The 21,337-nt window shown below is 69.6% G+C and carries 17 protein-coding genes; 8 read left to right on the top strand and 9 right to left on the bottom strand.

Translation table 11 applies throughout. The features are described 5' to 3' along the window. Positions 1-3: 3 nt before the first annotated feature. On the bottom strand, positions 4-1,206 hold the full coding sequence (locus AC1DMQ_RS11280) for an acyl-CoA dehydrogenase family protein (RefSeq protein WP_477033651.1): 1,203 nt from the start codon (positions 1,204-1,206) through the stop codon (positions 4-6). A 194-nt stretch (positions 1,207-1,400) separates the two neighbouring features. Here AC1DMQ_RS11280 and AC1DMQ_RS11275 point away from each other — a divergent pair, with 194 nt between their 5' ends. Next, positions 1,401-3,074: a phosphatidylglycerol lysyltransferase domain-containing protein gene (locus AC1DMQ_RS11275; protein WP_477033650.1), complete on the top strand. Its 1,674-nt coding sequence runs from the start codon at positions 1,401-1,403 to the stop codon at positions 3,072-3,074. On the opposite strand, the gene AC1DMQ_RS11270 is transcribed toward AC1DMQ_RS11275, so the two are convergent. Beyond that, positions 3,034-3,246, bottom strand: coding sequence for a hypothetical protein (locus AC1DMQ_RS11270; protein WP_477033649.1), 213 nt, complete (start codon positions 3,244-3,246; stop codon positions 3,034-3,036). The genes AC1DMQ_RS11275 and AC1DMQ_RS11270 overlap by 41 nt on opposite strands. Before the next feature lie 213 nt (positions 3,247-3,459). Between AC1DMQ_RS11270 and AC1DMQ_RS11265 the strand changes: the two genes are divergently transcribed. Together AC1DMQ_RS11265 and AC1DMQ_RS11260 are read left to right on the top strand one after the other, a co-directional pair. Continuing rightward, on the top strand, positions 3,460-6,462 hold the full coding sequence (locus AC1DMQ_RS11265; RefSeq protein ID WP_477033648.1) for a peptidoglycan-binding protein: 3,003 nt from the start codon (positions 3,460-3,462) through the stop codon (positions 6,460-6,462). 191 nt (positions 6,463-6,653) lie between these two features. Further along, positions 6,654-7,133 carry a DUF3429 domain-containing protein gene (locus AC1DMQ_RS11260; protein ID WP_477033647.1) on the top strand — a complete coding sequence of 160 codons (480 nt, stop codon included), beginning with the start codon at positions 6,654-6,656 and terminating at the stop codon, positions 7,131-7,133. A 6-nt stretch (positions 7,134-7,139) separates the two neighbouring features. On the opposite strand, the gene AC1DMQ_RS11255 is transcribed toward AC1DMQ_RS11260, so the two are convergent. From AC1DMQ_RS11255 to AC1DMQ_RS11245, 3 genes are read right to left on the bottom strand one after another with little or no spacing between them, the layout of a single operon-like run. Next, complete coding sequence (locus AC1DMQ_RS11255; protein ID WP_477033646.1) at positions 7,140-7,637, bottom strand: hypothetical protein; 498 nt, start codon at positions 7,635-7,637, stop codon at positions 7,140-7,142. Between the two features lie 58 nt (positions 7,638-7,695). Beyond that, positions 7,696-8,400: a ligase-associated DNA damage response endonuclease PdeM gene (gene pdeM / locus AC1DMQ_RS11250; RefSeq protein ID WP_477033743.1), complete on the bottom strand. Its 705-nt coding sequence runs from the start codon at positions 8,398-8,400 to the stop codon at positions 7,696-7,698. Positions 8,401-8,425: 25 nt separating this feature from the next. Next, a complete protein-coding gene (locus tag AC1DMQ_RS11245; protein WP_477033645.1) occupies positions 8,426-11,008 on the bottom strand; it encodes a ligase-associated DNA damage response DEXH box helicase in 2,583 nt (860 codons plus the stop codon). A 161-nt stretch (positions 11,009-11,169) separates the two neighbouring features. Between AC1DMQ_RS11245 and AC1DMQ_RS11240 the strand changes: the two genes are divergently transcribed. The 5 genes from AC1DMQ_RS11240 to AC1DMQ_RS11220 all read left to right on the top strand — a co-directional run bounded on the left by AC1DMQ_RS11240 (position 11,170) and on the right by AC1DMQ_RS11220 (position 16,505). Then, complete coding sequence (locus AC1DMQ_RS11240; RefSeq protein ID WP_477033644.1) at positions 11,170-12,093, top strand: tetratricopeptide repeat protein; 924 nt, start codon at positions 11,170-11,172, stop codon at positions 12,091-12,093. A 54-nt stretch (positions 12,094-12,147) separates the two neighbouring features. Beyond that, positions 12,148-14,964, top strand: coding sequence for an ATP-dependent DNA helicase (locus AC1DMQ_RS11235; protein WP_477033643.1), 2,817 nt, complete (start codon positions 12,148-12,150; stop codon positions 14,962-14,964). Positions 14,965-15,057: 93 nt separating this feature from the next. Continuing rightward, on the top strand, positions 15,058-15,528 hold the full coding sequence (locus AC1DMQ_RS11230) for a hypothetical protein (RefSeq protein WP_477033642.1): 471 nt from the start codon (positions 15,058-15,060) through the stop codon (positions 15,526-15,528). A gap of 94 nt (positions 15,529-15,622) precedes the next feature. Further along, positions 15,623-15,889 (top strand): helix-turn-helix domain-containing protein, encoded by a 267-nt coding sequence (locus tag AC1DMQ_RS11225; RefSeq protein ID WP_477033641.1) that lies wholly within the window; start codon positions 15,623-15,625, stop codon positions 15,887-15,889. Between the two features lie 61 nt (positions 15,890-15,950). Further along, entirely contained in the window at positions 15,951-16,505 is a 555-nt protein-coding gene (locus tag AC1DMQ_RS11220; RefSeq protein ID WP_477033640.1) for a sugar O-acetyltransferase, read from the top strand. Here AC1DMQ_RS11220 and AC1DMQ_RS11215 read toward each other — a convergent pair. From AC1DMQ_RS11215 to AC1DMQ_RS11200, 4 genes are all read right to left on the bottom strand, one after another. Next, a complete protein-coding gene (locus tag AC1DMQ_RS11215) occupies positions 16,495-17,349 on the bottom strand; it encodes an AraC family transcriptional regulator (protein ID WP_477033639.1) in 855 nt (284 codons plus the stop codon). The genes AC1DMQ_RS11220 and AC1DMQ_RS11215 overlap by 11 nt on opposite strands. 72 nt (positions 17,350-17,421) lie before the next feature. Continuing rightward, positions 17,422-18,165, bottom strand: a complete 744-nt coding sequence (locus tag AC1DMQ_RS11210) for a DNA polymerase III subunit epsilon (RefSeq protein ID WP_477033638.1) — start codon at positions 18,163-18,165, stop codon at positions 17,422-17,424. A 116-nt stretch (positions 18,166-18,281) separates the two neighbouring features. Beyond that, positions 18,282-18,719, bottom strand: a complete 438-nt coding sequence (locus tag AC1DMQ_RS11205) for a hypothetical protein (RefSeq protein ID WP_477033637.1) — start codon at positions 18,717-18,719, stop codon at positions 18,282-18,284. An 85-nt stretch (positions 18,720-18,804) separates the two neighbouring features. Beyond that, positions 18,805-21,222 carry an ATP-dependent helicase gene (locus AC1DMQ_RS11200; RefSeq protein WP_477033636.1) on the bottom strand — a complete coding sequence of 806 codons (2,418 nt, stop codon included), beginning with the start codon at positions 21,220-21,222 and terminating at the stop codon, positions 18,805-18,807. Between the last annotated feature and the right edge of the window lie 115 nt (positions 21,223-21,337).

The raw sequence follows: 21,337 nt of genomic DNA, 5'->3' as shown, positions 1-21,337 counted from the left end.
TCGCTACTGGTGATCCAGCAAGCCTAGCACCCGCTTGGCCACGACGTTGAGGTTCACCTCGCTGGTGCCGCCCTCGATCGAGTTGCCCTTGGCGCGCAGCATGGCGCGGGGCGCGGCCAGTTCGTCCTTGGCGAAGCCTTCGCCTTCCCAGCCCAGGCCCTGCAGGCCCAGGGCCTCGACCAGCAGCTCGGTGCGCTCCTGGTTCATCTTGGCGGCGGCGTACTTGATGATCGACACGGCGGCGCTGGGGCCCGAGCCCTGCTTGGACTCCGTCTCGGCGCGGCGCACGGTCAGCATGAAGGCGTGGGCGTCCATGCGGTGATGGGCGATGCGGGCCCGCAGGTCGCCGTCCGCCAACTTGCCGGACGCGTCGACCCCGATCTCCTTCTTGGCCGCCTCGACCACGTCCAGCCCCCCGCCGCCGCCGAAGCCCGAGGCCGAGATATTCTGGCGCTCGTACTGGAGGAGGCGCTTGGCGATGTCCCAGCCGCCGTTGACCTTGCCCACCAGCTGCTCCTTGGGGACCTTCACATTGTCGAAGAAGGTCTCGCAGAACGGCGAGTTGCCGCTGATCAGCTTGATGGGCCGGGCCTCGACGCCGGGCGAGGTCATGTCGAACAGCACGAACGAGATGCCCTCGTGCTTCTTGGTGGTGTCGGTGCGCACCAGGCAGAAGATCCAGTCGGCCTGGTCGGCGTAGCTGGTCCATACCTTCTGGCCGTTGATCAGCCAGTGGTCGCCCTTGTCCTCGCACTTGGTTTGCAGCGAGGCGAGGTCCGAGCCCGCGCCGGGTTCGCTATAGCCCTGGCACCAGCGGGTCTCGCCGCGCACGATCTGCGGCAGGAAGCGCTGCTTCTGTTCCTCGGTGGCGTATTCCAGCAGCACCGGGCCCAGCATCCAGATGCCGAAGCTCATCAGGGCGGGGCGGGCCTTGAGGCGGCGCAGCTCCTGCTCCAGCACCTTGTTCTCGGCCTTGGACAGGCCGCCGCCGCCGTATTCCTTGGGCCACATCGGGGCGGTCCAGCCGCGCTCGGCCATGCGGTCCAGCCACAGCTTGGCGTCCGGGTTCTTCCACTTGAACGTCTTGCCGCCCCAGGGCGCGTCGTCCTCGCCCATCGGGGCGTTCAGCGACGAAGGGTAGTTGGCCTCGAGCCAGGCCCGCGTCTCGGCGCGGAAGGTGTCCAGTTCGCCGCCGAAATCCGCCATGGCCGTTCTCCCTCGTCTTGGTCGCGTTCGCGGCGCTTTTCCGCGTCGTCGGCGCGCAGACTACGCCATGAAACGGCAGGGGCAAGCTTATTCAAACAGGTGTTCGTCATGCGATGGGCGACCGCCGGGGGCGAGCCGCGCTATAGAGGGAGACGATGACGTGTCCCGCCGGGATTCGCCGATCAGGGGTCTTGATGTCCGCGCCGCAACTGAGGCCTGCCTTCCTCGCCGTCGCGCCGACGCTGTCGGCCATCCTGGCGGCCTGCGCCGGGATCCTGCTGCTGGCCTCGGGCGCGACGCCGTCCGAGCCGACCCGCTTCGCGATCTGGCTGGCCGTGGCCCCCGGACCGCTGATCGAGGTCAGCCACTTCGTCTCGTCGATCCTGGGGCTGGTGCTGATCCTGCTGGCCTTCGGCCTGCGTTCGCGCCTGGACGCGGCCTGGTGGGCGGCGCTGTGTGCGCTTGCCGGCGGCGCGGTCCTGGCCCTGTTCAAGGGCCTGAACTGGGAAGAGACCGTCATCCTGACAGCGATCCTGCTGGCCATGCTGCCGTTCCACGAGGCCTTCCCGCGCAAGGCGGCCCTGTCGCGGATGGAGATCACGCCCGGCTGGCTGCTGTCGGCGGCCGCCGCCCTGATCGGGGTGGCCCTGTGCGGCTGGTGGACCTTCGCCCACACCGAATACGCCGACCAGTCGGTGATGAAGACGATCGGCGACCGGGAAGTGGCCCGGGCCATCCGCTCGTCGGCCGCCGCCGCCATCGTGCTGATGGCCATCGGCGTCTGGCGGCTGATCGCGACGCCGGCCACGCCGCCGGTGGTCGACGACACCGACCCCGAGTTCGATCGCGTCCGCGCCATCCTGGCCAAGGCAGAAGACGCCGAACCGTCCTCGAACCTGGCACTGCTGGGCGACAAGCGCTTCCTGTTCTCGGCCTCGGGCGAGAGCTTCCTGATGTTCGGCGTGCGCGGCCGCTCGTGGATCGCCATGGGACCGCCGGTCGGACGCGAGGACGAGCGGATGGAGCTGTTCTGGCGGTTCCGCGAACAGGCCGACGCCCACGCCGCGCGCGTCGGCTTCTACGCCCTGGGCCCGACCGACCTGCCCGACAGCGTCGACCTGGGCCTGGCCATCCAGAAGACCGGCGAGAGCGCCGCGGTGCCGCTGGAGGCGTTCTCACTGTCGGGCCGCCGCCGCGAGGTCCTGCGCCGCAACTGGCGTAAGGCGGGCGAGGGCGGGGCGGCCTTCGAGGTCATCCCGGCCGAGCAGGTCCACACGATCATGCCGGAGCTGAAGCAGATTTCCGACGCCTGGCTGGCCCACCACGCCGGCGGCGAGAAGGGCTTCTCGATGGGCGGCTTCGAGGAGCGTTACGTCGCCGAGTTCCCGGTCGCCCTGGTGCGGGTCGAGGACAAGATCGTCGCCTTCGCCACCTTGTGGCCCACGGCGGGCAAGGTCTCGTTCTCGATGGACCTGATGCGCTACTCCGACGAAGCGCCCAAGAACGTCATGGACTACCTGTTCGTCGAGCTGCTGGGCTGGGGCAAGGAGCAGGGCTACCAGGCGTTCGAGTTCGGGGTGGCTCCGCTGGCCGGCCTGGACGATCGTCCGCTGGCCCCGATCATGTCGCGCGTGGGCCGCCTGCTCTACGAGCGCGGCGAGGAAATCTACAATTTCCAGGGCGTGCGACGGTACAAGGACAAGTACGATCCGGTCTGGCAGCCGCGCTACATTGCCGCGCCTCACAAGTGGGCCATACCCTTTTTGCTTGCGGACATCGGCCTGCTCTCGTCCGGCGGGGTCTCCGGCCTGACGAAAAGGCCGCGACCTAGTAGCGCGGGTCGCCCGTCTTCATCCCCAGCAGATTGAGGATATGGGCCGCCATCAGGATCGTCACGACGGCGCCGGCCACCATCAGCGGACGCCACGGCATCATGCGCGGACCCTTTAAAACATTGATCGGACGGGCGCCGCGCCAGCCGCAGAAGACGGTGAACAGCAGGGCGGCCACGGCGATGGCGAGGGTCGTTTGAAGGTCCATTCGCCTCTCATGGCCTGCGACAATCGGCCATGCAAATCGTTAACGCCCGTTAACCACGTGCAGCCGAATCTTAGGTACACACGTTGAGAAGGTGTGCCTGTTAACCATCCACAGTTAATCTTGACCATTGCTATATGTAGCGGTTGAGGTCGCGTTTACACGCTAGGAATCGGTGTCTAGCGTTGGTTCCCAGGTGCATAGGGAACGATTCGGATGACGGCCGCGGCGCCATGGAGCGTTAAGGGGATAGACCCCAAGGCACGGGAGGTCGCTAAGGACCTCGCGCGTCGCTCCGGCATGACGCTGGGTGAATGGCTCAACCGAATGATCATCGAGGGCGAGGGGTTCGACGCCTCCGCCCTGGAAGCTTTCGGCGAGCCCAGCCGACCCTCTCTGGCCGTCGACAACGCCCGCACCAATCCCTCCTATTACGAGACCGCCCGCGGCGGCGCGCCGTCGCGCATCGAAGCCCGCGAGCACCCCGCCGATGAAGTCGGCCGCGTGGCCGTCGCCCTGGACCGCCTGACCGACCGCATCGAGGCGGCCGAGAAGCGTTCGGCCCAGGCCATCACCGGCATCGACGAGTCCGTGCGCGGCGCCCTCCAGCGCCTGGTCGCCGCCGAGCGCGAGCAGGTCGCCGTGGCCGCCCGTTTCGAAGGCGTGGTGGACGAGATCAAGACCGACCAGACCCGCGCCGCCGAGCGCCTGCGCCGCGTCGAGAACGAGGCCGCCGGCCCGCGCTCGGCCGAAGCCCTGCGCGCCCTGGAAGGGGCCTTGGGCAAGGTCGCCGGCCACCTCTACGAAGGCGAAGCCCGCACCCGCGAGACCATCGCCCACCTGGAACAGCGCCTGGACAACCAGGCTGGTGTTGGGCAGGCCGGCGTCGGGGCCGGTGATCCGTCGGCCCTGGTCGAGGAAGTCGTGGCCCGTCTGGGTCAGCGCCTGGAAGCCGCCGAGGCCCGCACGGCCGAGGCCCTGCAGGCCCTGAACGCCTCGTTCAGCGCCCTGGACGGCCGTCTCCAGACCGTCGAGAGCAGCAACCCGGCCGAAGGCGTGCAGAAGCGCCTGGACGACCTGACCGGCAGCCTGACCCAACGCATGGAAGCCGCCCGGATGGAGATGGCCGCCAAGCTGCGCCAGTCCGCCGACGGCCGCTTCGACCGCATGGAGCTCAAGCTGGGCGAAATGACCGCCCACGTGCAGGCCGCCGAGCAGCGCTCGGCCCAGGCCATCGAGCGCATGGGCCGCGAAGTCGTCGGCATGGCCGACGCCCTGAACCGCCGCGTCCAGACCTCGGAAGCCCGCAACACCGCCGCCATCGAGCAGGTCGCCGCCAGCATCGACCAGAAGCTGAACCGGGCCGACAGCGTCCAGGCCCAGGCCCTCGAGAAGCTGGGCACGGAAATCGCCCGGATCACCGAGAAGCTGGCCGAGCGCATCGGCAACGCCGAGCGCCGCAACGCCCTGGCCATCGACGACGTCGGCGACCAGGTCACCCGCGTCACCGACCGCCTGAACCAGCGCCACGAGCGCACCTCGCAAGAGCTGGTCGACCGCATCCGCCAGAGCGAGGAGCGCACCGCGCGCCTGCTGGAGGAAGCGCGCGAGAAGATCGACACCAAGCTGGCCGAAGCCCAGCGCCGTCTGGCCGACCAGGCCGCCGCCGCAGTAGCGCCGCCCGCGCGTCCCGCCCCGTCGCCTTTCGACGACGGCGAGCGCTTTTCGTTCGGCGGCGAGGCCGTCCCGGAAGACGTTTTCGACCAGCCGGCCGCGTTCATGCCGGCCCAGGCCTCCACGCCCGCCCGCACCGCCGCGCCGATCGCCCCGGCCTTCGAACCCACGGCCTTCCCGACCAGCGAACCGCCCGAGCTCGAGTTCGGCGACGAGGACTTCGAGGCCGCCGACGGCTTCACCTCGGCCCTGGAGCCGGAAACCGCGTTCGAGCCGGAAGCCGACTACGACAGCGACTTCTCGGCCCCCGAGTTCGCCGCCACGGAATTCTCGGCTCCGGTGGAGCCGGCCGCGCCCGGACGCCCGCTGTCGACGCGCGAAGTGATCGAGCAGGCCCGGGCCGCGGCTCGCCAGGCAGCCCTGGTCGGCGACGCCAAGGGCAAGGACAAGCAACCCAAGGCCAAGAAGGCGGGGACCTCGCTGTTCGCCGGCTTCGGCGCCAAGAAGTCCGAGAAGAAGGCCAAGAAGGGCGGCCTGAAGACCGCGCTGATGGTCTCGGCCACCGCCGCCTGCCTGGGCGTCGGCTCGGCCGGCGTGATCATGAGCATGGCCCAGGGCACCGGCCCGGTGCCCGACCGCGTGGCCCAAGGCACGGCCAGCAAGGCGACCGGCGAGATCCGCACCGCCGAAACCGACACCAGCCCGGCCCGCGCCGCCGTGGCGCTGACCTCCGCGACGCCCGTCGAAGCGTCCCAGGTCGAGATCGCGCCCGCCGCCGCCGCGCCTGCCGGCGAGAACGCCCAGGCTCTCTACGACGAGGGCGTGCGCCGCATCGAAGCCAAGGACCGCACGGGTCTGGAAAGCCTGCGCAAGGCCGCCAACCTCGGCCTGCCGCGCGCCCAGTTCTACCTGGCCAAGATGTACGAGGTCGGCGAGGGCGGGGTGAAGAAGGACCTCGTCGAAGCCCGTCGCTGGACCGAGCGCGCCGCAACGGCCGGCGAAGCCCGCGCCATGCACAACCTGGCCCTCTACTACTACAAGGGCGAAGGCGGCGAACGGAACTCGACCAAGGCCGCCAGCTGGTTCCGCAAGGCTTCGGACCTGGGCCTGGTCGACAGCCAGTTCAACCTGGCCCAGCTCTATGAAGGCGGTTGGGGCGTCAGCCAGAACCCGACCGAGGCCTACAAGTGGTACCTGATCGCGGCGCGGTCGGGCGACACCGCCTCGCGCGCCCGGGCCACGGCCCTGCGCGCTCAGCTGACCGCCGAAGGCCAGCGGATCGCCGAGCGCTCGGCCAGCGGCTTCCGCTCGCAGGCCGCCGCCGCGCCCGTGCAAGCCGTCGCCTCGGTCGCCGCGCCCAGCGCCGGCCTGGCCACCGCCCAGCGCGCGCTGTCCAAGCTGGGCTACTATCAAGGACCCCAGGACGGCGTCACCTCGCCGGCCCTGCAGATGGCCATCGCCGCGTACCAGCGCGACCAGAACCTGCAGACCTCCGGCGCCCTGGACGGCGAAACCCTCAGCCGCCTGTCGACCTGGGCCCGCTGAGTCGAAACGGCCCGTCCGGCCTTTAAAGCCAAGCTCTTCGGACCTTTTTAGGCGAACGCCCCGCGATGCTCGTCCACAGGCTGTGTCCTGTGGCCAAATATCGTCCGTGGACCTATGGGCAGACCTCGGTAATAGTCGGTCCCTTCCGGGGGGAAGGGCGCGCGTCGGAGCTCGCGCCCGAAGGAGTAGACATGGCGTTTGAAGCAGCAGCGGCCGATCACACGCAGGATCGCGTGCCGGTACCCCCGGCCGTATGGGTTTGCGGTCTGGCCACGTTGGTTCCCTTCGTCGTCTGCTCGGTGCTGTTCTGCTACGGCCCCATCGACATGCGCCAGGTCGCGCTGATCAGCCTGCTGGCCTATTCCAGCGCCATGATGTCGTATCTGGGCGGCGTGCGTTGCGGTCTCGAGATCGAGCGCCCCAGCCCCCGCTGGATGACCCTGGGCCTGTCGCTGCTGTTCCCCCTGGCCGGTTTCGGCCTTCTGCTGGGCGGCCTGAAGTTCGAGCCGGCCTGGCAGCTCTCCGGCTTCCTGCTGGTCTTCATCCTGCAATGGCTGTGGGACGTGACCAATCATGACGGTCCGGCCTGGCGTCCGCGCCTGCGCACCCTGCTGACCTCGGGCGCGGCCATTTCCCTGGCCTTCGCCCTGGAACAGGCTCTCCACCTCTAGAAACGACTACTGCGTGGTGGCCACGGTTTCGGTCGCCGCCGCGTTCACCGCTCCGGCCGTGGCGACATCGGCCACCGGCGCGGCGACCACGACCACCGAGGCCGCCTTGGCCTTCGGGGCGTCGACCACCGAGACGACCTCGGCCTTCGGCGCATTGATCAACGGCGTTTCCTCGTTCAGAGGGTCGGACACGCAGGCCGCGGCCACCTGCTTGCTCAGCTTTTCTTCCTTGCTGCCCTGCTGCATGCCCAGGGCGGCCGAGGCCACCGTGCCGGCGAATGGCACGACGGCGTTGCCGCCCATGCTGAGCGCCTTGTTGAGCAGGCCGGGCTTTTCGTAGTCGATCGCCTTGGCGCGCAGCGCCTTGCAGGCTTCGGTGTCGTATTTCGGGTCCTTGGCGTCGAGCTTGGCCACGGTCTTGACCGGGGCTTCGCCGGCCATGGCGGCCGGCGGCGATACTGACAGGGCTAGAACGGCGCCGATGCCGATCAGGATCGGTCGCATAACGATACTCCTTCCAACGTCCCGGGGATCAAACGCCCGGGCGCGAAGGGTGATCCGTCTAATCAGGGCGCAGCGATTTCCAGCCGACCGCGTGCACCCGACGGGGACCCAGGGCGGCGGCCAGGGGCGGACCGCCGAACAGCGGGGCGAAAGCCTGGTCCAGGATGTTCAGCCCGCCGGTGAAGGCCCCGAAGGCCGGCAGGACGAGGCGCGCGCCGTCAGTGACGAAGCAACGCCGGCGGATCGTGGCCCGGCCGCTGGTCACCTTGGCCGCCGGATGCAGGTGGCCGGCCACCTCGCCGGGCTGGGCGCCGGGCAGGGGCTCGTGGCGGAAGGTCAGGCCGGCGATCTGCGCTTCATCGACGATGTCGCCGGGCAGGGCGCGGGGACCGTCCTCGTCGTGGTTGCCCACGGCCCAGACCAATTGGCGACCCAGGGCCAGGGCGGCGATGCGGGCACGATCGTCGGCCGGCAGGCGATCCTCGCCGGCCCCATCGTGGAAGCTGTCGCCCAGGAAGACCAGGGTGGCCGGCGACAGCGACGCCAACTCGCGCTCCAGCCGGTCCAGGGTCTCGCGGGTATCGTAGGGCGGCAGCATCTGGCCGAACCGCGCGGCGTAGCTGCTGCCCTTCTCGAAGTGCAGGTCGGCCACGACCATCGTGCGCTCGGCCTCCAGCCACAGCGCCCCTGAGTGGCGCAGCACGGCCCGCGTGCCTGCGATCTCGATCCGCAGGCCGCCGCAATCGCCGATTTGGAACGCCAGACTGGTCACGTCGCAGATACTCTCATCAAGCCATCGCCTCGGCGATCAGGTCTTCCTCGGCCTCGGCCAGGATCATTTCCCCCGCCGCGTCGCCCGGCGCGCGTTCGCGGCCGATCTCCAGCATGATCGGCACGGCGAACGGCGAAACGTGGTCCAGCGGCGCGTGGCGGATGCGCCCGCCGCCGATCCGCGCCAGCAGGTCGCCCAGCCGCGCCACGTCCAGCGAACCGGTCGCCGCGTCGGCCCGGGCGCAGCGCAGCAGCAGGTGGTCGGGCTGGTGGCGGCGCAGGACGTCATAGATCAGATCGGTCGAGAAGGTCACCTGGCGGCCGGACTTCTCCTGGCCCGGATGGCGACGCTCGATCAGGCCGGAGATCAGGGCGCAGGCCTTGAAAGCGCGCTTCATCAGGAAGCTCTCGTCCAGCCAGGCCTCCAGGTCGTCGCCCAGCATGTCCTGCGCGAACAGCTCGTCCAGATCCAGCCCATCCATCGGCTTCAGCGACCAGATGGCGACCGCGTAGTCGTTGGCCACGAAGCCCAGCGGGCCGATGCCTAGTCGGTCCAGGCGCCGGGTCAGCAGCATGGCGAGGGTGGTGTGGGCCAGGCGGCCCTCGAACGGGTAGCAGACCAGGTGGAAGCGCTTGCCGTGCGGGAAGGTCTCCAGCAGCATCTCGTCCTGATCGGGCATGATCGAACGGACCTTCTGGTAGTTCAGCCATTCCTGCACGTCGGGGGGCAGGGCCGGCCATTCGCGCTCGTCGTGCATCATCGCCCGCACGCGTCCGGCCAGATAGGTCGACAGCGGGAACTTCGAGCCGCCCCAGCTGGGCATCATCGGGTCCTTGTCCGGCGCGGGGGTGACGAAGGCGTCGGCCCCGACCAGGCTGTTGAACCGCCAGACTTGGCCCGCGAACACGAAGGTGTCGCCGGGCTTCATCGCCTCGAAGAAGCCTTCCTCGGCCTCGCCCACCTTGCGTCCGCCCATCGGGCGTTTGCCGCCGCCGATCCGCACGTTGATCATCGCCGGCGAGACGATGGCCCCCACATTCATCCGGTGGGCCAGCACCGCTTGGGGGTTGCGCGCGCGCCAGAGACCGTCCTGGCCCGGCACGATGCGGCGGAACTTGTCGTAGGTGCGCAGGGCGTAGCCGCCGGTCGAGACGAAATCGACGACAGTCTCGAAGTCTTCCCACGACAGGTCGGCATAGGGGCCGGACGTGCGGATCTCGTCATAGAGATCGGTCAAGGCGAACGGCTCGGAGCAGGCGCAGCCCATGATGTGCTGGGCCAGGGTGTCCAGCGTGCCGGTGCGGGCCGGTTCGCCGTCCAAGTGGCCGCCCAGGATGGCGTCGGCGGCGGCGCGGCACTCCAGATATTCGAAGCGGTTGGCCGGGGCCAGGATGGCGCGCGAGGGCTCGTCCAGGCGGTGGTTGGCGCGGCCGATCCGCTGGACCATCCGCGAGGCGCCCTTCGGCGCGGCCAGCTGGATGACCAGGTCGACGTCGCCCCAGTCGATGCCCATGTCCAGGGTCGAGGTGCAGACCACGGCCCGGATCTCGCCGCGCGCCATGGCGGCCTCGACCTTGCGCCGCTGCTCGGCCGCCAGGCTGCCGTGGTGCAGGGCGATGGCCAGGCCGTCGTCGTTCAGCTTCCACAGCTCCTGGAACGCGAACTCGGCCTGAAAGCGCGTGTTGACGAAGACCAGGGCCGTCTTGGCGCCTTTGATGATCTCGTAGATCTCGGCCATGGCGTGCTGCGCCGTATGGCCGGCCCACGGCACCTTGCCGCCGGAGACCAGCACCTCGACGATTGGCTGGGCGCCGCCCGAGCCGAGGACGAGGTCGACCTCGTGGGTGGGCAAGGCAAGGCCCTCCCCCTGTGGGGGAGGTGTCGAGCGAAGATCGACGGAGGGGGGAGCGGTGGGCGCATCAAAACTCCCCCCACCGACGCTCCGCGTCGCCTCCCCCACGGGGGGAGGGTCTGAGCGGTTCACGCCCAGCCACCGCCGCACCAGGTCCGGATCGTCCACCGTCGCCGACAGCCCGACCCGCCGCAGGTTCGGCGCGAACAGCTGCAGCCGCGCCAGGCCTAGCGACAGAAGGTCGCCGCGCTTGGACGGCCAGATGGCGTGGGCCTCGTCGATGATCACGCAGGACAGGTCGGCGAAGTAGTTCCGCGCGCCTTCCCAGGCGCAGAACAGGGCCAGCTGTTCGGGCGTGGTCAGCAGGATGTCGGGCGGCCGCAGGCGCTGACGCTGCTTGCGGGCCTCGCCGGTGTCGCCGGTGCGGCTCTCGGCGACGATGTTCAGGCCCATCTCGCGGATCGGCGTGGCTAGATTGCGCTCGATATCGACCGCCAGGGCCTTGAGCGGGGAAATATAAAGGGTGTGGACGCCGGCCGGGGTGTTGCGCGGCGCGCGCTCGGCCAGTTCGATCAGGCTGGGCAGGAAGCCTGCCAGGGTCTTGCCGCCGCCGGTGGGGGCGATCAGCAGGGCGTCGCGGCCCTGTCGGCCCTTGTCGACCATGGCCAGCTGATGCGGCCTGGGCGCCCAGCCGCGCGAGGCGAACCACTCTTGAAAGCGTGGAGGAAGGGCGGTCGCCGCGAGCATTGCTCACGCCTATAGCATGTTCCCGTTCCGTTTCCATGCGGCTACCTGCCGCTTTCCGGTGTTTGATCAAGGGTGGTACGCGAGTCTACCCGAAGGATGGGATCGCGAGGGGCGTGAAGCAGATGGGACGTATGGCTCGGAACTGCCTTGCAGGCTTGGCCTTGGCGACGACGCTGGCGTTCGGCGCGCCGTCCCTGGCGGCGCCCGCCGCGCCGAACGCGCCCGCGCGGACCGAGCTGCTGCGCCGCGCCCAGGCCGGCGACGTCAGCGCCTACGACCTTCTGGCCAACAGCTACCTGAACGCCAAGGGCGACAAGCGCGATGTCGAGGCCGCGGTGCGCTGGCTCAATGCGGGCGTCAAGGCCGGCGACACCGACTGCATGATCGCCCTGGGCAACCTCTATTTCGCGGGCGTGGACCTGGATCAGGACGAGGCCAAGGCCCTGTCGCTGTACAAGGCCGCCGCCGCCGAGGGCGACGCCCTGGGCGCCTACAACGCCGGCCTGGTCTACGAGACCAGCGCCGAGGACCTGACCCAGGCCCTGAGCTGGTACTGGCGCGCCGCGACCGGCGGCGACGAAGGCGGGATGTACAAGTTGGCCCTGGCCTATCAGCTGGGACAGGGCGTGCCCGCCGACGAGGCCAAGGCCGTCGTCTGGATGCGCAAGGCCGCGGACGCCGGCTCGGTCGACGCGATCAACGACCTGGGTTCGTACTATCTACAAGGCTACGGCGTGCCGGTCGACGCGGCCCAGGCGCTGAGGCTCCATGTGGACGCGGCCCAGCGGGGCTCGGCGGTCGCCCTGGCCAATGTCGCCACCGCCTATCACAACGGCGAGGGCGTCGAGGTCGACCTGGAGAAGGCCGTGCGCCTGTTCGCCCTGTCGGCCAGCGCCGGCAACCTGACGGCCTATTACGACCTGGGCCAGATGTACGAGGACGGCGAAGGCGTGAAGGCCAGCCGGGCCAAGGCGGTGCAGTTCTATCGCGTGGCCGCCGAGAGCGACGACGACGAGGTGGCCGAGATGGCCGAGGACGCCGTCGAGCGCCTGGAAGGCGGTTCGTCGGAAACGCCGATCGCCTAGCGTAAAGTCTTCGTTCGCATTTTGTTTCGGCGGCCGACCTGCTAAATCAGGGCGGTGACCGCACAGATTCCCGCCCTCGATCTCGCTCCCGCCCTGGTGGTTCTGCCCGGCCCGCGCGCCGGCGTCGCCGATGGCTCGGGCGAGGGACGGGTCCTGCGCCCGCCCGACGCCCGCGACCTGTTCGAATACGGGCCGGTGCTGGTCGCCCACGCCTCGATGACCGCCAAGCGGTTGAACCTCCAGGCCCCGACGCGCGGGCGCGGGGTGTTCGACGTGCTGGAGCTCTACGCCTTCACCCGGCCCGCCACTTTCTGCGCCCCGTCGGCCGTGGGGCTGGCGACGGCCCTGGGCCTGCCCGAGCCCAAGGGCGCGGCGGCCCAGGCTCAGACCCTGCGCGATGCGGCCGCCGCTCTGCTGCACGAACTGTCCATGACGCCCCGGCCGTCGCGCGAGGAGGCCCTGGCGGTGGCCGAGACCCTGGCCCGGGCCGGCTGGGCCTGGGGACCCGCGGTGGTCGGCGCCCTGCGCTCGGCCCCGGTCGGCAACCAGTTCCGCAGCTCCGGCCTCGACGTCTGGGCCCGCGCGGTCGAGTGGGAAGACCAGGCGCCGCCCGGCGAGCCCGGCTCGCGCCCCGTCGATCCCGAGCGGGCCAGCGAGCGCCTGCGCGAACTGCTGCACCGCTCGGGCCTGGACGAGGTGCGCGAGGCCCAGGACACCTTCGCCCGCGAGGCCGCCTACGCCTTCGCCCCGCGCGAACGCGAGGGCGAGCCGCAGATGATGCTCGCCGAGGCCGGCACCGGGGTCGGCAAGACCCTGGGCTATCTGGCCCCGGCCTCGATCTGGGCCGAGATGAACGGGCCGGCGGTGTGGATCAGCACCTATACCCGCGCCCTGCAGCGCCAGATCGAGCGCGAGAGCCATTCGATCTATCCCGATCCGCTGGTCCGGGCCCGCAAGGCGGTGGTCCGCAAGGGGCGCGAGAACTACATCTGCCTCCTGAACTTCCAGGAGCAGGTCAACACCGCCCAGCTGGGCAACGGCGACTTGATCGGCCTGGGCCTGGCGGCGCGCTGGGCCCGCATCAGCCGCGACGGCGACATGACCGGCGGCGACTTCCCGGCCTGGCTGCCGACCCTGTTCGCCATCCCGCCCTCGGTCCAGGCCGGGCCGGCCAATCTGGTCGACCGGCGCGGCGAGTGCATCCACGCCGGCTGCCAGCACTATCGCGTCTGCTTCATCGAGAAGGCCGTGCGGGCGTCCAAGCGCGCGGACATCGTCATCGCCAACCACGCCCTGGTGCTGAGCCAGGCGGCCTTCGACGGCGCCCGGGCGGCGCGCGGCCTGAAGGGCGACAACGAAACCACGTCGCTCAAGCGCATCGTCTTCGACGAGGGCCACCACCTGTTCGACGCCGCCGACAGCGCCTTTTCGGCCGCTCTGTCCGGCGCCGAGGCCGCCGAACTGCGGCGCTGGCTGCGCGGTCCCGAAGGGCGCGGCCGGCGGGGCAGGGGGCTGGAGGCCCGGCTGCTGGACATCATCGGCGAGCGCGAAGGGGCCCGCGCGGCCCTGAACGCCGCCCTGCAGGCCGCCGCCGCCTTGCCGGGCGAGGGCTGGTCGGGCCGCATCGCGCCGCCGGACGGCCAGGTCAATCCGATCGGGCCTATTGAAACATACTTGGTCTCGGTGATTGAACAGCTGAGGGCTCGAGTCACCGACCGTCCGGGCGCGGCCGAGCAGGGGCTGCAATGCTCCGCGCGGCCGGCCATCGACCTGGTCCGCGAACGGGCCGGCGAGGCGTCCAGGGCCCTGGCGGCCATCGAGGCCCCGCTGCTGGCCCTGGCGCGTCATCTGGAAGACGTGCTGGACGAGGAGACCGACACCCTGCCGACGTCGGAGCGGGCGCGGATCGAGGGCGCGCTGCGCGGCCTGGACCGCCGGGCCCGCATGACCCTGCCGGCCTGGCGCTCGATCCTGAAGGCCATCGACGAGGACGCCGAGGACGATCCGGAATTCGTCGACTGGTTCGAGGCGACGTTCCTGTACGGCCGCGTCGTCGACGCCGCCTGCCGTCGCCACTGGGTGGACCCGACCGAGCCGTTGCGCGCGGCGGTCCTCTCACCCGCCCACGGCGTGCTGGTGACCAGCGCCACCCTGACCGACCCGGCCCTGGAGGACCCCTTCGCCCTGGCCGAGATGCGCACCGGCGCCGCGCGCCTGCCGCAGAGCCCCAAGGTGCTGCGCCTGGTCTCGCCGTTCGACTACGAGAAGAACGCCCGGGCCTTCGTGGTCACCGACGTGGGCAAGGACGATCCGCGCCAGGTCTCGGCCGCGATGCGCGAGCTGTTCCTGGCGGCCGGCGGCGGAGGCCTTGGCCTGTTCACCGCCATCCGCCGGCTGAAGGCCGTGCACGAGCGGATCGCCGCGCCCCTGGCCGACCAGGGCCTGGCCCTCTACGCCCAGCACGTCGATCCGCTGGAGGCCGGGGCGCTGGTCGACATCTTCCGGGCCGAGGAGGACGCCTGCCTGCTGGGCACCGACGCCATCCGCGACGGCATCGACGTGCCGGGCCGCAGCTTGCGCCTGCTGGTCTTCGACCGCGTGCCCTGGCCGCGTCCCGACGTGCTGCACAAGGCCCGCCGCGCGCGCTTTGGCGGCAAGGGCTATGACGACTCCACCGCCCGCGCCCGCATCAGCCAGGCCTTTGGCCGCCTGATCCGCAGGGCCGACGACAAGGGCGTGTTCGTGATGCTGGACGCCGCCGCCCCGACCCGCCTGTTCTCCAGCTTGCCGGAAGGCGTGACCATCGAGCGCGTCGGCCTGGTCGAGGCGATCGAGGCGACCGCCGCATTTTTGTCGGAAGATCGCTCTTAATCAGCACCCTGAAGGGTTTCGGTGAAGCTCGCCCCGCCTATATGCGGGGGCGTTTGTCGGTTGGGATGTTGAAGTTTGGCGTTGGCTAGAGGTTTGGCGGCCCTTTCGGCCGTTGCATTGCTGGGGATCGCGCCGGTCGCCCAGGCCGGCGAGTTCGTGCGCGCCGACTGCCGCGCCCTGGTCAAGCCGACCGACGCCATCCGCTTCGACACCGACGAGCACCTGCGCTGGTACAAGCGGTTCTGGACCGGGACCTGCGACCACCTGTCGTTCTGCTTCTCTGGTTCGCCCAACTGGAACGACATCGTCGGCAAGCTGCTGGTCAAGGGCGGGCCGAACGAGCAGCCGACCCTGCTGCCCAAGGCCTGTCGCCTGGGCCAGCTGATCGGCCTGGAATGGGCCAAGGACAAGGACGTCCAGAAGATCAGCACCAAGGACCTGAAGGTGTTCAACAGCATGCTAGAGGCGGCCGGCGATCCGCTGAAGGGCGTCGAGGCCGTCGACGCCAAGGCCCGGGCCATGACCGCCCAGCCGGTGAAGGTCCTCACGCCCAAAAAGCCCTGATAGAGTCGCCTGTCCGACGCAAAGGCGTCGAATTCCTGCAACGGAACGCGCCTACACACCTCCGCGTCGGGGGGGAAGTGCCAGGAGCGTTTGCATGACCAGATCCCAGATCACCGCCGACATGGCCGTCGACGAGCAGGCCGACCCCGGTCATGTCCGCTCGGCCCGGGCCCTGGTGCAGGGCGTGCGCTGGCGCAGCGGTCTTTCGCAGGACGAGTTCGCGCGGGCCTTCTGCATCCCGTTGGCCCAGTTGGCGGCGCTTGAGCTGGGCCAGGCTCGCCCCGACGCGGCCCTGACGGCCTATCTGCGGGTCATCGACCACGCGCCGGACGTCGTCCGCGAGGCGCTGGAGCGCGCGTAGCCGGATTTGTCGTCGAGCCCACCGTCTGGCATGGAGGAGGCGAGTAAGGAGCTTTCGCCTCGTGACCGACGTCCGCACCCAGAAGCAGCGCATGCTGGCCGGCGACCTCTACAGTCCCATCGATCCGGAGATCATGGCCGACCACGAGGCGGCGGTGGCCTGGATGGGGCGCTACAACGCCCTGGACCTGCCGCCGTCCGGGCGGCACGCCCTGCTGCGCGAGCTGTTCGCCCAGGTCGGCGACCGGGTCAGCATCCGGCCGCCGTTCCACTGCGACTACGGCTACAACATCTCGATCGGCGAGGGGGCGTTCCTCAACTTCAACTGCGTGATCCTGGACGTCACCAAGGTGACCATCGGCGCGGCCACGACGATCGGGCCGCAGGTCCAGATCTACACCGCCGAGCATCCGCGCGATCCGGTCGAGCGTCGTACGGGCATCGAGTATTCGCAGCCCGTCGTGATCGGCGAGAACGTCTGGATCGGCGGCGGCGCGATCATCCTGCCCGGCGTGACGATCGGCGACGACGCGATCATCGGCGCCGGCAGCGTGGTCACCCGCGACGTGCCCGCGGGCGCCACTGTCGTCGGCAATCCGGCCCGCGTCAGGCCTTAGGCTTCACGGGGATCCACGCCTCCAGCCCGCCGTCGCCGGTCCGTGGATTGAACTCCGGGCCGTAGCGTTCGAAGAACGGAGCGTCCTCGGGCTCGTAGTCCGACTCCGGCAGCCACTGGGTGTAGATGGTGTGCATGGTCCGGCGGATGGTCGAGACGTGCTCGGCGTGGTGGAACACCGCATAGAGCTGGGCCGGAATCCGCACTGAGACGAAGCCCTCGGGCAGGTCGGAGAAGTCGGCCACCTCGACGCCGCTGACATAGTCGAAATTGCCCAGGTCGTCGCTGTTCAGCACGACGCCGTAGGCCACCCCTCCTGTTTCCTTTGGGCCGAGCTCGCCCGGGATGTGGCCGATGTGCTCGCCGAAGCGCTGCCACTGGGCGGGGATGCCGCCGGGGCCTTCGCAGCCGTAGCGGCCGCCAAGGCCGGCGATCAGCAGGGCGCGGCCCTGTTCGATGCGCGGCGGGGAAAGGTCGGTTCGAAGACTGCTGTCCAGCACGATGGGCTCCACGAGGTTCAGGGGTTCCAGGTCGCGCGCCGCCCGCACCTGCTCGGGGGTGATCCCGAACTGGTCGCGGAACGCGCGGGTGAACGCCTCGTGCGAGCCGTAGCCGGCCTCCAGGGCCACCGACAGGATGTCGGGAGCCCCATCGGCCAGCTGTCGCGCCGCCTCCGTCAGCCGCCGCGCGCGCAGATAGCCGATCACCGGACGACCGGTGGCGACCACGAAGGCGCGGGACATGTGGAAGCGCGAGACCCCGCCGCTCCGGGCGATCTCGTCCAGGTCCAGAGGCTGGGCGAAATGGCTTTCGATGAACCAGATGGCTTGTTCGACGGGGTTCATGAACGGGTCTCGTGACGAAGCGTGCGATCTGGATAGCGTGGGCTTCGTTGGCCTATTTGATCGCGATTGCGCTCAGAGCAAAGTCCGCTGAGCCGGTTCGATCGTCGTCGGCGTCAAGCCTTCGCCCCGGCGGCGCAGTTCGGTCTCGGCGCTGAAGCGGAGGTTCGGGTCGCGGTCCTGGGCCAGCGCCCGCAGCGCGTCGGCGGCGAGACGATCCCACGGCTTGCCGCGTTCCGGACCGACCGGTACGCGTGGCAGCAGGCCAGGCTCGCGGCTCCAGGCCAGGAGTTGCTCCAACGAGGCTTCGTTGAGCATGTCGCGCAGGTGATGCGCGGTGACATATGCGTCCGGCAGGGCCCGGTGCGCCGGCAGGCCCAGCTCTCGGACCAAGCCCTCGGGCATGCGCTGGTAGCGCAGCATCTGGTTGGAGAAGCTGGTCAGGTGCGGCCAGAGCCGCAGGGCGCATTTCCAGGTGCAGATCCAGGGCGCGCCGCCCGTGAATCTCGGCGTGCAGTATCGCTGCTCGAAGGCCGCGCGGTGGGCGGCCAGCGCCTGGATCTCGCCTTCGGGCTTCAGGACGCCGGCCGCGACGTCCTTCCAGAACGGCGCGCCGGCGACGTCGGCGTCGATGATGTGGTGGACCGCCATCGTCTCGGGCGTGATCGGGCGGCCGGGATTGACCAGTCGCGACCCGCGCCCCTCGTCGACACGCCAGCGGCCGTCCGGGCCCAAGGTGACGTCCTGCCAGCCGATCTCGCAGACGTCGTGCGGACCGTTTCCGGCGGTCTCCAGATCAATGACGCGGACGCGGGGCATGAGCATCGGTTGAATATGGGCGCTCACGAAACGTGACGCCTGGATAGCGCCCGTTCGCGAGGCTCATTTGATGGCTATTGCGCCGTGAGGTCGAGCGCCCGGCCGAAAGCACGGCTTCATTTCGTGGGGGTGGCGATCGGGGCCGGCGGCTGGCGGAACAGCCAACCGGTTACCGGTCGTCCAGGAATCTCGTGACGCGTCCAGATGCGGGACCCGCCGTCGAAGATCGTGAAGCTGCTTGAACCCAGGCTGGGGCCGAAATTCAGGAGACCCGACTTGCCGTCGGCATTGGGTTGGCAGGTCACCCCGGCATAAGGGGTCTGAACCGCCGCCGTGCTGGCGGGATCGACGCCGATCAGGCCTCGTCCGGCGCCGACGCCGTTGGCGTCGAACCTCAAGCTCATCGCCCCGAAGGCGTCCGGGAAGTTGTCGAACTTGCCACGAATGACCCCGGCGTAGGTGACGTTCTTGAACCCGTCGCAGGCGCCGGCGGCCTGGGCCAGGCAGGGCGTCAGGACGACGCCGAGCGCGGCGATCAATGCGATCTTCTTCAAGGCGATTTCCCCAGGTTATACTCTCTTTTGGCGAGCTTCCGCCCGGGGCGCCATTTCGTCAACCGGCGTTATGTAAAAGCTCCGCTCACGCCTTCTCGACGAAGCTGTCGATCACCTTCTTGTCGCCGGCCTTGTCGAACGCCACCGACAGCTTGTTGCCCTCGACGCCCGTGACCTTGCCGTAGCCGAACTTGACGTGGAACACCCGGTCGCCGCGCTTGTAGGCGCTGGCCGCCGAGCTGGCCGAGACCGCCACGAGTCGGCCCTCGCCCTCGATCGGGGCCGAGCGGGCGGCCGAACCGCCGCTGCGCCAGGTGGCTCCGCGCTCGCCAAATCCGGAGGTCCGTTCCTGGGCCCGTTTCCAGCCGGGGCTGTCATAGCTGCCGGCCGTGAAGGTGCTGGTCCCGGGATCGTCCCAGCGCGACGACACCGTCTGCTGCATGCCCGGGCCGCCGCCGTAATAGCCGGTCTCCGAGGCCGCATCGACGTGGGCCAGGGGCAGTTCGTCGACGAAGCGGCTGGGCAGCTGCGACGTCCAGCGACCGTAGACCTGGCGATTGGCCACGAAGCTGATCCGGGCCTCCTCGCGGGCCCGGGTGATGCCGACGTAAGCGAGGCGGCGCTCTTCCTCGAGGCCCTTCTCGCCCTTGTCGTCCATGCTGCGCTGGCTGGGGAACACGCCTTCCTCCCAGCCGGGCAGGAAGACCAGCGGGAACTCCAGCCCCTTGGCCGAGTGCAGCGTCATGATCCAGACCGCGTCGTCACCGGCGCCTTTGTCCAGGTCCATGACCAGCGACACGTGCTCCAGATAGCCTTCCAGCGTGTCGAAGGCGCTCATCGACTGGACCAGTTCCTTCAGGTTCTCCAGCCGCGTCTGGCTGGTGGGACCCTTGTCCAGGCGCAGGGCGTCGGTATAGCCGCTCTCCTCCAGCACCGCCTCCATCACCCGCTGGTGCGGGGTGTTGGCGGCCAGCGCGCGCCAGCGGTCCAGGTCGCGCAGGAAGTTGCTCAGCGCCGTGCGGGTGCGGGCCGGCAGGTCGTCGCTTCCGATGATCACCCGGGCCGCGTCGACCGTGGAGATCCCCTCCAGCCGGGCGATCTGCAGCAGCTTCGCCACCGAGGTGTCGCCGATGCCGCGCTTGGGCGTGTTGACGATCCGCTCGAAGGCCAGGTCGTCGTCGGGCGACTGGATCAGGCGCAGATAGGCGTGGGCGTCGCGGATCTCGGCGCGCTCGAAGAACCGCGGGCCGCCGACCACCTTGTAGGGGATTTGCAGCATCACGAACCGCTCTTCGAAGGCCCGCATCTGGAACGAGGCGCGGACCAGTATGGCCATGTGGCTGTACTTGCGGCCGGCCCGCTTGGCCTTCTCGATCTCGTCGGCGACCATCCGGCTCTCGGCCTCGCCGTCCCAGACGCCCGAAACCTTGACCTTCTCGCCGCCCGAGGCCTCGGTCCACAGGGTCTTGCCCAGCCGGCTCTTGTTGGCGTCGATCAGGCCCGAGGCGGCGGCCAGGATGTGCTCGGTCGAGCGGTAGTTGCGCTCCAGCTTGATGACCTTGGCGCCCGGGAAGTCGCGTTCGAAGCGCAGGATGTTGTCGACCTCGGCCCCGCGCCAGCCGTAGATCGACTGGTCGTCGTCGCCCACGCAGCAGACGTTCTGGCGACCCTGGGCCAGCAGCCGCAGCCACAGGTACTGGGCGACGTTGGTGTCCTGGTACTCGTCGACCATCACGTACTGGAAACGCCGCTGGAAGTCGGCCAGCACGTCCGGATTGGCCGTGAAGATGGTGATGTTGTGCAGCAGCAGGTCGCCGAAGTCGCAGGCGTTCAGGATGCGCAGCCGCTCCTGGTACTGGCGATAGAGGGTGATCCCCCGGCCGTTGGCGAACTCGCCGGCCTCGCTCTGCGGCACGCGGTCGGGCGTCCAGCCGCGGTTCTTCCAGGTGTCGATCAGGCCGGCCAGGGCGCGCGGCGTCCAGCGCTTGGCGTCGATGTCGGCGGCCTCGATCAGCTGCTTCAGCAGCCGTTCCTGGTCGTCGGTGTCGATGATCGTGTAGCTGGACTTCAGTCCCACCAGCTCGGCGTGGCGGCGCAGGATCTGGGCGGCCACCGAGTGGAAGGTGCCCAGCCAGCGCAGGCCCTCGGCCTCGTCGCCGATGATGTGGGTGATGCGTTCCCGCATCTCCCGCGCGGCCTTGTTGGTGAAGGTGACGACCAACATCTCCCACGGTCGGGCGCGGCCCGTCGCCAGGATGTGGGCCAGGCGGGTGGTCAGGACCCGCGTCTTGCCCGTGCCCGCGCCGGCCAGCACCAGCACGGGGCCCTCGGTCGCCTCGACGGCCGCCCGCTGTTCGGGGTTCAGTCCCTCCAGATAGTTCGGCCGCTCAAGCGAGCTTGGGCCGTCCGGTCCGCGAGCACGGGCCAGGTCGGAGATGCGGGGCGCGGGGAGATCGCCGGGAAAGTCGCCGGGGAAGTCGGACGAGTCGAAGCCTTGAGACATGGAACATATGTAGCACAAACATCGCCCGACTTAAGCCCTCGCGCCCATCCGCCGCGCTCTTGATCGGAACCTCGACCGCCACCTCCCGTTTGTTCGGCGGGGATGGAAATCACAG

This window comes from Caulobacter sp. 05L422 (genome assembly GCF_056397765.1).
Note: the sequence above shows the minus strand (reverse complement) of the source record. Positions and strands in the feature narration are given on the sequence as shown.